This is a genomic window from Bradyrhizobium sp. 45, from assembly GCF_023073155.1.
In the GTDB taxonomy this organism is placed as follows: Bacteria; Pseudomonadota; Alphaproteobacteria; order Rhizobiales; family Xanthobacteraceae; genus Bradyrhizobium; species Bradyrhizobium canariense_D.
In genome coordinates, this window is sequence record NZ_JADPIX010000006.1 from 67,868 (window position 1) to 79,927 (window position 12,060).

Annotated in this window: 9 protein-coding genes, 1 tRNA gene and 1 pseudogene; 6 read left to right on the forward strand and 5 right to left on the reverse strand. The window is 62.9% G+C overall.

Annotation, left to right across the window (positions count from 1 at the left end; translation table 11 throughout):
- The first annotated feature begins 112 nt into the window (after positions 1 to 112).
- From IVB42_RS00840 to panE, 4 genes are all read left to right on the forward strand, one after another.
- Positions 113 to 709, forward strand: coding sequence for a DUF2239 family protein (locus IVB42_RS00840; RefSeq protein WP_018459683.1), 597 nt, complete (start codon positions 113 to 115; stop codon positions 707 to 709).
- Between the two features lie 86 nt (positions 710 to 795).
- Positions 796 to 2,145, forward strand: coding sequence for an MATE family efflux transporter (locus IVB42_RS00845; RefSeq protein ID WP_026233859.1), 1,350 nt, complete (start codon positions 796 to 798; stop codon positions 2,143 to 2,145).
- An 89-nt stretch (positions 2,146 to 2,234) separates the two neighbouring features.
- Complete coding sequence (locus IVB42_RS00850) at positions 2,235 to 2,849, forward strand: 2-hydroxychromene-2-carboxylate isomerase (protein WP_247469624.1); 615 nt, start codon at positions 2,235 to 2,237, stop codon at positions 2,847 to 2,849.
- 186 nt (positions 2,850 to 3,035) lie between these two features.
- Positions 3,036 to 3,959, forward strand: coding sequence for a 2-dehydropantoate 2-reductase (gene panE, locus IVB42_RS00855; protein WP_018459680.1), 924 nt, complete (start codon positions 3,036 to 3,038; stop codon positions 3,957 to 3,959).
- A gap of 12 nt (positions 3,960 to 3,971) precedes the next feature.
- On the opposite strand, the gene IVB42_RS00860 is transcribed toward panE, so the two are convergent.
- The 4 genes and pseudogenes from IVB42_RS00860 to IVB42_RS00875 all read right to left on the reverse strand — a co-directional run bounded on the left by IVB42_RS00860 (position 3,972) and on the right by IVB42_RS00875 (position 7,575).
- On the reverse strand, positions 3,972 to 4,565 hold the full coding sequence (locus IVB42_RS00860; RefSeq protein WP_018459679.1) for a c-type cytochrome: 594 nt from the start codon (positions 4,563 to 4,565) through the stop codon (positions 3,972 to 3,974).
- Between the two features lie 216 nt (positions 4,566 to 4,781).
- Entirely contained in the window at positions 4,782 to 6,062 is a 1,281-nt protein-coding gene (locus IVB42_RS00865) for a PQQ-dependent sugar dehydrogenase (protein ID WP_085349220.1), read from the reverse strand.
- Between the two features lie 378 nt (positions 6,063 to 6,440).
- Positions 6,441 to 7,425 (reverse strand): annotated as a pseudogene (locus IVB42_RS00870) (NAD(P)-dependent oxidoreductase).
- Between the two features lie 75 nt (positions 7,426 to 7,500).
- Positions 7,501 to 7,575 (reverse strand) — tRNA-Gly (locus IVB42_RS00875).
- Positions 7,576 to 7,851: 276 nt separating this feature from the next.
- On the opposite strand from IVB42_RS00875, the gene trxA reads away from it, so the two are divergent.
- Both trxA and IVB42_RS00885 read left to right on the forward strand, forming a co-directional pair.
- The gene (gene trxA, locus IVB42_RS00880; RefSeq protein ID WP_007598659.1) at positions 7,852 to 8,775 is read left to right on the forward strand and encodes a thioredoxin; all 924 of its coding nucleotides are present in this window, start codon (positions 7,852 to 7,854) and stop codon (positions 8,773 to 8,775) included.
- Between the two features lie 31 nt (positions 8,776 to 8,806).
- Positions 8,807 to 9,484 (forward strand): LON peptidase substrate-binding domain-containing protein, encoded by a 678-nt coding sequence (locus IVB42_RS00885; protein WP_018459676.1) that lies wholly within the window; start codon positions 8,807 to 8,809, stop codon positions 9,482 to 9,484.
- Between the two features lie 12 nt (positions 9,485 to 9,496).
- On the opposite strand, the gene IVB42_RS00890 is transcribed toward IVB42_RS00885, so the two are convergent.
- Positions 9,497 to 11,998, reverse strand: a complete 2,502-nt coding sequence (locus IVB42_RS00890; protein ID WP_018459675.1) for an EAL domain-containing protein — start codon at positions 11,996 to 11,998, stop codon at positions 9,497 to 9,499.
- Positions 11,999 to 12,060: the final 62 nt, after the last annotated feature.

Below are 12,060 nucleotides of genomic sequence, written 5' to 3' on the forward strand. Positions count from 1 at the left end.
GCGTTCGTGCCAGCCCGGGAACGCAATGTCGAGCCATCCGGTCGAGTATTTTAACCCGGGTATATTGACCTTAGCAATTTACCCGGGTATTAAAGCTGCCATCGCGACCAATATGGCAATGATTCCAATGCAGAAGACTTTCACCGCTTTCCAAGGGCATCGCCGTCTGGTCTCCGGGCCAGCAGGAGAGGTCGCGCTGGTCATCAAGAGGATGACGGAGCGGCCGGACGAGCCCATCATCATCTTCGAGGACGCCACGGGCAGATCGATCGACTTCGATCTGCGCGGCGGAGACCGGGAGGTGCTGGCGCGGCTGGCGAAGCTTGTGCCGCCCCCGGTTGAGGACACCGCATCGCCGAGCGAGCCGCGCGGTCGCGGCCGGCCGAAGCTCGGCGTGGTCGCGCGCGAGGTGACGCTGCTGCCGCGGCACTGGGAGTGGCTCAGCGCGCAAGCAGGCGGCGCCTCGGTCGCACTACGGAAACTTGTCGAAGAGGCGCGGCGTGCCAGCGGCGACAAGGACCGCGAGCGGCAGGCGCGCGATGCGGCCTATCACTTCATGTCGACCATGGCCGGCAATCTGCCGCAGTTCGAGGAAGCATCGCGCGCGCTGTTTGCGGATGATCGGCGGCGTTTCACCGGACTGATCGCAGATTGGCCCGCCGACATCCGCGACCACATTGTCAAGCTCGCCTACAGCGACCGCGCTTAGGTGCGCGCCTTCTCACAACCCCATCGACGGCCAGGCCACGCGCATTGCGCGTGGCGACGGTTTCGCAGGCCCTGAAAGGCCAATCCATGTCCGCAGCCAAGCCGCTCTGGAAAAGTTTTCTGCGCTTCCTCGCGCCGTTGATGCTGAGCAACGCGCTGCAATCACTGTTCGGCACCGTCAGCAACGTCTATCTCGGCCAGATGATCGGGATCGACGCGCTTGCATCGGTCTCGGTGTTCTTTCCGGTGATGTTCTTCCTTTTCGCCTTCGTCATGGGGCTGAGCACCGGCGCCACGGTGCTGATCGGCCAGGCCTATGGTGCGGGCGAGCAGGGCCGGATCAAGCTCATCGTCGGCACGACGCTCGCAATCGGCCTGCTGCTCTCGATTGCAATTGCACTGATCGGCGGCATCTTCAGCCGGCAATTGATGATGATGCTCGCAACGCCCGCAGACATTCTCGACCAGGCTAGCGCCTATGCCCGCATCATGCTGCTCACCATGCCGCTCGGCTTCGTCTTCCTGCTGATGACGGCGATGATCCGCGGCGTCGGTGACGCGCTGACGCCTTTGCTGGCGCTGGCCTTGTCGACCGCGATCGGCTTGATCCTGACGCCGATGCTGATCCGCGGGTCGTTCGGATTGCCGGCGGCCGGCATCACCAGCCCGGCCTGGGCGGCAGCGATCGCCAACGCGCTGACGCTGGTCGCGCTGGCGGCCTATCTGCTGCGGAGAAAACATGCCTTGGCACCGGACGCTGCACTGCTGCGCCATCTGCGGCTCAATCGTGTGGTGCTGGGACAGATCCTCGGCATTGGACTGCCGAGCGCGATCGGCATGGTGGTGATGGCGATCGCCGAGCTGGTGCTGCTCGGCCTCGTCAACGGCTTCGGCTCGAACGCCACCGCAGCCTATGGCGCGGTCAACCAGGTGATGGGCTACACGCAGTTCACGGCGATGTCGATTTCGATAGCAGTCTCCATCCTCGGCGCCCAAGCGGTCGGCCGCGGCGACAGAGCGGGGCTCGACGGCATCGTGCGCACCGGACTTGCGTTCAACATCGTCCTGACGGGCGGACTGGTGGCGCTGATCTATCTCGCGCCGCGCGCCGTGCTCGGCATCTTCATCACTGATGACACCGTGCTCGAGCTGGCGAAGAGCTTGCTCAACATCGCACTGTGGAGCTCGGTGCCGTTCGGCCTGGCGACGGTATTTTCCGGCGCGATGCGCGCTGCCGGCGTGGCACTGACGCCAATGCTGCTCGCGGTCTTCGCCATTATGGCGATCGAGCTGCCATCCGCAGTGATCCTGAGCCGCACGATTGGCCTTCAGGGTGTGTGGGCCGCCTATCCGATCGTGTTCTGCGCCATGTTCCTTTTGCAGATGGGCTATTACCTTCTGGTGTGGCGCAAGCGGACGATCCGGCGCCTGACCTGACCAAATCATCAAGAGATTATGACCGCCATTAAACGGTAGACCCGCGGCGCGCGCTGCGCCACAATGCGAAAAAAGCGACGTCAGGGAGCATGATTTTGACCCGCACAGCCCCGCAATTCCTGTTCGATTTCGGCAGTCCGAACGCCTATCTCAGCCATCTCGCGATCCCCGCCATCGAGCAGCGCATCGGCGTCAAATTCGAATATGTGCCGATCCTGCTCGGCGGCATCTTCAAATCGACCAACAACAAGTCCCCCGCCGAGACGCTTGCCGGCATCAAGAACAAGCGCGAATTCCACGCGGTCGAGACCGAGCGCTTCGTCAAGCGCTTCCAGGTGCAGCCCTATGTCATGAATCCGTTCTTCCCCGTCAACACGCTGAACCTGATGCGCGCAGCGATCGCGGCGCAGCTCGAGGGCGTGTTCGAAGCATATGTCGAAGCCGCCTTCCATCACATGTGGGGCGAGCCGAAGAAGATGGACGATCCGGAAATCGCCGCGAAGGCGCTGGCGTCCTCCGGCCTCGACGCGCAAAAGCTGTTCGCTCGCGCCGGGGAACCGGAGGTGAAGGGCAGACTGATCAAGAACACCGAGGAAGCTGTCGCGCGGGGCGCGTTCGGCTCGCCGACCTTCTTCATCGGCAACGAGATGTTCTTCGGCAAGGAGCAGTTGCGCGAGGTCGAGGAGATGGTGTCGGGGAAGTGATTTTCTCGAAGCAGGGAAACCGAACAATGTCCTCGACGTCATCTTGGCGAAAGCCAGGACCCATAACCACCGGATCGCGTTTGGCGATAGGCGGGGGCTCCGACTTGTCCGACAAGAGGCAGTCGGGGTAATGGGTCCTGGCTTTCGCCAAGACGACGAAAAAGAACCAACAACAAGGACAATCCCATGCGTATCCTCGTGGTCGGCGCTGGCGCCATCGGCGGCTATTTTGGTGGCAGGCTGTTGCAGGCCGGCCGCGACGTCACCTTCCTGGTCCGGCCGCGGCGCGCCAGCGAGCTCGCGAGCGCCGGCCTCGTCATCAAAAGCCCGAACGGCGACGTGACCTTGAAAAATCCGCCGACCATTCAGGCCGACGCGCTCAAGGACAAGTTCGACGTCGTGCTGCTGAGCTGCAAGGCCTTCGACCTCGACGACGCCATCAAGTCGTTCGCGGCAGCAGTCGGGCCCAATACGGCGATCATCCCGATGCTCAACGGCATGAAGCATCTCGATATCCTCGACGACAAGTTCGGCAAGGAGCGCGTGCTCGGTGGCCTCTGCGCCATCGCCGCGACGCTCAACGAGAAGCGCGAGGTGGTGCAGCTCCAGCCGATGCAGTCGATCAATTACGGCGAGCGCGACGGCGAGCTGTCGGATCGCGTCAAGGCGATCGACGAGGCCTTCAAGAGCGGCATCGCTGGGGCCACCGCCAGCCAGAACATCATGCAAGACATGTGGGAAAAGTGGGTGTTCCTGTCCTCGCTGGCCGCGTCCACCAGCCTGATGCGCACCTCCGTCGGCAATATTCTCGCCGCTCCCGGCGGCAGGGATTTCCTGCTCGGCATGCTGGACGAGACCAGCGCGATCGCCACCGCGTCGGGCTACACGCCGGGCGGGCCGTTCTTCGAGCGCGTGAAGGGCAACCTCACCACCGAGGGTTCACCGATGACGGCCTCGATGTTCCGCGACGTCAAGGCGGGCCTGCCGGTCGAGGCCGATCACGTCATCGGCGACCTCATCGCTCGCGCCGATGCCGCCAAGGTGCCGGTGCCGAAGCTGCGCATCGCCTACACGCATTTGAAAGCGTATGAGAAGCAGCGGGTGGGGTAGCCGCAGCTTCCGCTATTTGAAATACGCGAGATAGTGCGAGACGGCGGTGATTTCCTCATCGCTCATGTGATAGGCGACATCGGCCATCGCAGCGCCACCGCCGCCGACGCGCTGGCTGCTCTTGTAGTCGTGCAGCGCCTTGACCAGGTATTCCTCGCGCTGGCCCGCCAGCCGCGCGACGGCCTTGGTGCCGGCAAAGCTATCCGTATGACATGAGGCGCAGCGGCGGCCGGCGGCAACTTGGGCGCCCTTTTTCGACAGGTCCGGATCCTTGTCCTCCGCCGCTGTGGGCGGCGTCAGCGCGGCGAAATAGGCGCCGAGATTGCGGACGTCCTCGTTGGTGATTTCCTCGGCGATGGGTTGCATCTGGTCGTTCTTGCGCGAGCCGGCGCGGAAAAACACGAGCTGCCATTGCAGAAATTGATCGGGCTGGCCCGCGAGCGAAGGAATGTTCTCGGTCTGCGAGATGCCGTTCTCGCCGTGACAGCCGGCGCAGACGGCGGCCTTCTCCTTGATCGCGGCATTGTCGGCGGCGCTCGTGGGGAGAGAACCGAGCGCGAGGAGCGCGACCGCGCTGATTGCGTGCGAGATGAACTGCCGGCGCATGATTGGAATTCCGATCTATCGAACGCGTCATTCCGGGGCGAAGAAGCGCGAGCTATGATGCGCAATGACGCATCTGAGAATTCGATAACCCGCGTTCGTGGCCAAGGGTTCCGGACTTGCGCGCAAGCGGTGCGCGATCGGAAACGACAGCGTGCGAAATTGAAATGAGAAAGGCTGCGGCGCCCTCTCGGCACCGCAGCCTCGCGTCGTCTTACGCTACTTCTTGCTGTAGCTGATGCGGTAGATCGCGCCGGCCCAGTCGTCGGCGACCAGGATCGAGCCGTCCTTGGCGAGAATGATGTCGTCGGGACGGCCGAGATAGCCTTGGTCGCCCTCGATCCAGCCGGAGGCGAACACCTCCTGCTTGGCGTTCTTGCCGTCGGGACCGACGATCACGCGCATGATGCGGCCGCCCTGGTACTTGTGACGATTCCAGGAGCCGTGCTCGGCGATCAAGATGTTGTTCTTGTACTCGGCCGGGAATTGGTCGCCGGTATAGAACTTCATGCCCAGCGGAGCGACGTGAGCGCCGAGGTTCAGCACGGGCGGCGTGAACTCGGAGCATTTGTGGCCCATCGCGAACTTGGTATCCGGCAGATCACCCTGGTGACAGTAGGGATAACCGAAGTGCTCGCCGATCTTGCTGATCATGTTCAGCTTGTCTGAGGGCAGATCGTCGCTGATCCAGTCGCGGGCATTCTCGGTGAACCAGAACTTGCCGGTGCGCGGATCGACGTCGCCCCCGACCGAGTTGCGAACGCCGAGCGCATAGATTTCCGCATTGCCGGTCTTGGGATCGACCCGGCGGATCTGCGACACGCTGGTCGGGGGAATGCCGATGTTGAAGGGCGGTCCGAACGGAATGTAGAACCAGCCTTCCTTGTCGACCGCGATGTATTTCCAGCCATGCGCGGCATAGGACGGCATGTCGTCATAGACGACCTTGCCCTCGCCGGGATTGTCGAGCTTGTTTTCGATGTCGTCGTAGCGGATCAGCTTGTCGACCGCGATGACGTAGAGGGCACCGTCCTTGACGGCCAGACCCGTGGGCATGTTCAGGCCCTTGAGGATCGTCTTGACCTCTTTCTTTCCGTTGTTGTCCTTAATCGCATAGACGTTGCCGAGGCCGAATGAGCCGACGAACAGCGTGCCCTTGTCACCCCAGGCCATCTGCCGCGCGGCCAGCACGCCGGAGGCGTAGACCTCCATCTTGAAGCCCGGCGGCAGCTTGACCTTCTTGACGATATTGGCGAGCTCGGCGTCGGACGCGCCGGTGGGCGGACCCGACGGCGGCGCCAGGCCCTTCTGCGCCTCGGTCTCGTCGCCGAGAAACCAGTCGTCCGGCGGATGGGTCCAGAACTCCTTGGTGCCGGATTCGTATTTCTTCAGCGGCTTGTTCTTGTCCTGCTGCTGCGCGTGACCGACGCTTGTCCCCGCGAGAAGGGCAACCGCTGCAAGCGCCAGGACGGATTGAAAGACGGATCGATGGAATTTCATCGCGTCACTCCCCTAAGGCAGCCATCAGGGCTGCACATTTATTTTAATTTGCTATCGAGAGGCGAAGTTCGGACTCTGTCGAGAGGACAGACGCAGAAGGTTAGCACATCTGCGAGCGGTGAGAAGCGCGCCGCGTGCGCTGCGATAGCGCTCAGTAAAAATTGAGACGGAAAGGCAATGATCGCGAATGCCGCGACGACAACGCTCTCGCTGCAGCGCAGAATCGAGATCATGCGCGGCTAATTTGCAGGCAGCAGGAGGTCTGGAACAAAAAAACGCGAAAACAACCCCATGCAAAGTAGAACGGCTCCGGCCATCTTGCTGCCGGTGACTCCGGGTAGACATCTGACGAATCGAGCGAATTAGCAAAGGTGGCGGCTACGGGGCGACGGGGTAAGGACCATCGTCGAAAATCGTCTCATGATAGCCTTTCGACCCGACATCGCGCGCCAGCGTGCTGCGAAAATCGCGGTCATCGCGAAGGCATTTCAGGACATGCGCAAAGTCGAATTCGGGCCGCCAGCCGAGTTCGTGCCGCGCGCGCTCGTTGACATAGACGCGGTCAATCGCGGGGAACAGCCGCCAGTCTCGCGCCGCATAGAGCTCCGCACAATCCGGACAGAGCTCGTGCACCACACCGGCCGCGTCGCGCGCCAGTGCGGCGAGATGGCGCTGCTCGAACGGGCTCGTGGCCGACAGGATGTAGCGGGCAAACCCGATGTCCGGCGCGCGCTCGGCGGCGAGCAGATGGGCGCTCACCGCGTCCGCGATATCCAGCCGGCGATAGAGCAGCTCGTTGGCCTGCGCATTCTCCGGCGCGTAAGCCGACCGCATCGCCGGATCGTCATCGTCTTCCAGGAAGAAGCGCGAGGTCCTCAAGACCACGACAGGCAGGCCGCGCTCGCGACAGAACAGCTCGCAGAGATTTTCGGCCATCAGCTTGGTCGTGCCGTAGATGTTCTTCGGAATCGGCGGCAGGTCCTCGGTGACCCACACCGCGGCTTGGCCCGCCTCGGGGCGAAGCTGCGAGCCAAACGCGCTGGTGGTACTGGTGAAGACAACTGCGCACGCCGGCGGCCACGGCCGCTTCAAGCAGGTTGAGCGTGCCGGTGACGTTGGTGTCGACAAAGTCTTGCTTGCTGTGGGTCGCCACATGCGGCTTGTGCAGGGTCGCGGTGTGGATCACCGCGGTGACGCCGTCCATCTGGGCCCGGACGAAGTCGGAATCGACGATCGAGCCCACGGCATCGGTGAAGGGCGATGGCTTCAGGTCGATCCCACGCACAGACGAATCGCGCCCGCGGAGCGTGCGGAGAAGACCCTCGCCGAGATGGCCCGCGCTGCCTGTGACCAGAATTGTCATTCGAGACCCAAACGGCCGCCAGAGGCGTGGAAAACCACGTGCCCATCCGGCTCACTGGATGCTTTGGGAGAAAATTGGAGCGGGCGAAGGGGCTCGAACCCTCGACCCCGACCTTGGCAAGGTCGTGCTCTACCACTGAGCTACACCCGCATCCTGTGTCGGTCGCATGACTGCGCCGGCAACGGCTGTCGTATGCCAAAAGCGGGAGGGGAATGCAACAGCTACCGGCGGCATAGATGCGCAATCGGAGGCCCGATATGGACCCGAACGCGGCCAAATGCCCCAAAAAAGGCTCCGGAACCGGCGAATCGGCCCACACGGATTGAAATTCGGCCGTCCCGGCCCAATTTAGGGCCAACAGCGAAGCATATGAATTGGCGACGTGCTAAAGACCCGCCAATTCCAGACATCAGACGAGGGGATCCCGTGACGATCATCGACCAGGGTAACGGAGCAGCGGGCCCGGCTGCCGCCGATCTGATCAAGGACACGACTACCCAGACCTTCGTGAAGGACGTCATCGAGGAATCGAAGCGCCAGCCGGTGCTGATCGACTTCTGGGCGGAGTGGTGTGGCCCCTGCAAGCAGCTCACGCCCTTGCTGGAAAAAGCGGTCAAGGCCGCCAAGGGCAAGGTCAAGCTGGTCAAGATGAACATCGACCAGCACCCGGCGATCCCGGGCCAGATGGGCATCCAGTCGATTCCGGCGGTGATCGCCTTCGTCAACGGCCAGCCGGCCGACGGCTTCATGGGTGCGGTCCCGGAGAGCCAGCTCAACGCCTTCATCGAGAAGCTGACCAAGGGCGTGACCGCGCCGGGTGAGCCGAATATCGCGGAGATCCTCCAGGAAGCCGAGGCCGTGCTCGCAGAGGGCGATGCCGCCGCGGCCGCCCAGATCTACGCGGAGGTGTTGCAGCTCGAATCGACCAACATTGCGGCCCTCGCCGGGCTCGCGAAATGCTACGCCGTCTCCGGCGCGATGGAGCAGGCCAAGCAGACGCTCGCCATGGTCCCGGAATCCAAGCGCAACGACCCGGCTGTGAAAGCCGTGCAGACCGCGATCGATCTGGCCGAGCAGGCGGAACAGCTCGGGCCCGTCGCCGAGCTGGAACAGAAAGTCGCCGCAAACCCGCTCGATCATCAGGCCCGATTCGACCTCGCGATCGCGCTCAACGCGCAAGGCAACCGGGCAGCGGCCACCGAGCAGCTGCTCGCGATCGTCAAGCGCGACCGCAAATGGAACGACGACGGCGCCCGCAAGCAGCTGGTACAGTTCTTCGAGGCCTGGGGCGGCACGGACGATGCAACCGTCGAGGGACGCAAGCGCTTGTCGATCATCCTGTTTTCCTGACGCGCGCTGGCAAGGCCAGGGGACCCGGCAGATGCCGATCAACATCGAATATCGCGGGCCGGCCGACCTTCCGGAGATCCTTCCGGTGTTTCCGCTGCCGGGCGCGCTGCTGCTGCCGCGCGGGCAGATGCCGCTCAACATCTTCGAGCCGCGCTACCTCGCGATGATCGACGATGCCTTTCGCGACGGCCATCGCTTGATCGGCATGATCCAGCCCGACATCGCGCATTCGCCCAAGAATTCCGACAAGCCGGCGCTGTTCCGTGTCGGCTGTGTCGGCCGCATCACCCAGCTCGCGGAATCCGGCGACGGCCGCTACATCCTCGAGCTCACCGGTGTCTCGCGCTTCAAGGTCGTCGAGGAGCTTGAGGTTCTCACCGCCTACCGGCAGTGCAAGGTGGATTTCTTTGCCTTCGTCGACGACTTCACGCCGCGCATGGGCGAGGAGGAGGTCGATCGCGAAGCACTGCTGACGGTGCTGGCGGACTTTCTGAAGGCCAACAACCTCAAGGTTGACTGGGAGGGCGTCGAGACCGCTCCCAACGAAGCACTCGTCAACGCGCTGGCGATGATGTCGCCCTATGGCGTGGCCGAGAAGCAGGCGATGCTGGAAGCGCCCGACCTGAAGACCCGCGCCGAAATTTTGATCGCGGTGACCGAGATGGACCTCGCGAAGAAGCGCACCAGCGGCGATCCGCCGCTGCAGTGAGGGTAGGAATGCTCATGCAGCGTGGTAGGCCGCTTCGGCACCTCGCCGCAGCATGCTGGTGATGCTGGATGCAGGCATCGGCCGGCTGAAATAGTAGCCTTGTGTTTCGACGCAGCCTTCCTCACGGAGGATGTCCAGCTGCTCTTTCGTTTCGACGCCTTCGGCGGTCGTTATCTTGCCGAGGCTGACAGCAAAACGAACCACTGCCCGCGCAAGATGGTGCGCCTCTGCGCTCGGGCTGGATAGTTCGCTGACGAAACTGCGGTCGATCTTGATTTTGTCGAACGGGAATCTCTGCAGAAAGCTCAGAGACGAATAGCCGGTGCCGAAATCGTCCAGGGCAACTCGCACGCCAAGCTCGCGCAATTGTCCGAGCACCGCGAAAGCAGCCTCGCTATCGTGCATGATCACCGTCTCGGTGACCTCGAGCTCGAGCCTGTGTGGCGCCACTCCCGAACTCGCCAGCGCGCCGACAATGACAGCAACGAGTTCCTTGCTCCTGAATTGAGCGGGAGATAGGTTGATAGCGATCCTGACATGCGCAGGCCAATTGGCGGCTTCCGCACAGGCGGTCCGCAAGACCCATTCTCCCAGCGGCACGATAAGGCCTGTCTCCTCCGCAAGCGGGATGAATTCGCTCGGCGTGACCAGTCCTCGCTGTGGGTGATGCCAGCGGAGCAGGGCCTCGAAGCCGCGGGTCTCGCCGGTAGCGGCGCTGACGAACGGCTGATAGTGGAGCTCGAACTGACGATCGGCAAGGGCATCCCGCATATCGTGCTCCAGGTTGCGTCGCGCGTGCATGAGCTCGTCGAGTTCCGGCTCGAAGAAGCGGTATGCGCCACGTCCGCCACTTTTGGCGGAGTAGAGGGCGAGATCCGCGCTCTTCATGATCACGTCGGAATCGCTGCCATCGCGCGGCGCGATGGCGATTCCGATGCTGGTGCCGACCGTGACCCGGTGATCGCCGAGATCGAAGGGCTCGCAAAGCGCCCTTCCGATGCTCTCGGCCAGGCCGGCAGCCTCCACGGCTGGATTGGTGACGTAATCGATCACTGCGAACTCGTCGCCGCCCAGTCGAGCGATCAACGCGGTTTCGGTGGTGCATTCGCGCAGGCGCGCGGCGACGGCGCGGAGCAGGGAATCCCCCGCCGGATGTCCAAGCGTGTCGTTGACTTCCTTGAAGCGGTCGAGGTCGAGCATGAGCACGGCCAAGTCGACGCCACCGTTGCGAGTAACTGCGATGGCATGCTCCATCCGCTCCCTGAGCAGCACGCGGTTGGGCAGATCGGTCAACGCGTCATGTTGCGCCATATGAGTGATTTTGGCCTCAGACCGGCGCTGCTCGGTCACATCGAGATGTGTGGCAACCCATCCGCCACCGGCCATTGGCTGCCGCGTCACGCAGATCAACCGACCGTCGGCAAACTCGTCGATCCTGCTTGAGACCGCATCGAACGGCAGCGCGGCCAGCTTCGAGATGAATTGCTCGGCAGCCCCCTCGCTGAGATCGCCCTTGAGGATTCCGTTCACGATGCGATGCCTGATGATGTCGGTGTGCGACGTCCCCGTCCGCAGCAGTTCCGGCGGCAGCCGATAGAGTCGGGCGTAGCGCTCGTTGCAGACGACAAGCCGCTTCTTGGCGTCAAACATGCAAAGGCCCTCAACCATGTGGTTGATCGCGGTGTCCAGCCTGAGCGTCTGATCCTGCAACTCTCTCTGCGAGCCTTCGAGCTGCTGCCGGGCGATCGAAAGCTGGCTGATGATCTCCTCGAATTTGCTGGTTCTACTTGCCAGGCGGCGGTCGGCGAGTACGCCGATCAGGCTCATCCCAAGTACAGATAGTGCCACGCCGGCGATGGCGAGAGCGAGGAAAGTCGGCGAAAGCGACAGACTGTCGGTTGAACGCGTCGGATCTGGAACGATCTGCACGGCACCCATCGCCGTGAAGTGATGCGAGACGATAGCAAGGGTCAGCAGGACTGCCGCCAACAGTGCGCCCCAGGAGTTCTTGTACCTGACTGCAACAACGAGGGCGGCACAGCCGAGGCACATGCCCAGAATGACCGAGGCAAACACCAGATCCAGCGACCAGGTGACGCGGCCCGGCACTTCAAGTGCCCACATTCCGAGATAGTGCATGCTGGCGATGCCGCCGCCAATGACGACACCGCCTGCCGCGGCGCGCCACCGGCCGGAATAGCCGGCCGCAATGCCGAAGCCGCCCGACGTCAACAGCATTGCCGTAGCAAGCGAAAGCGCCGTCAGTACGATGCCGTAACCGGTCGTAACGCCGGGTTCGTAGGCGAGCATCGCGACGAAATGCGTTGCCCAGATCCCATATCCGATGGCAGCGCCGGCAATCCCGATCCAGATCAACCGCGTTCTTGCGGGCGCCACGATCGCACGATGAAAGATACTGACCGCGACGCTACTCGCGAGCAAGCAGACCAGACCGGCGAGCAGGACAAGCCGCCAATCGTGCTCGACGGCAAGGCAAGCGAAAACCCGAAACATCCCAGCCGCTCCATCGTGGATATTGCCGATAGTGTCCGTGCTAATCCGCCTTCGCGTTAATT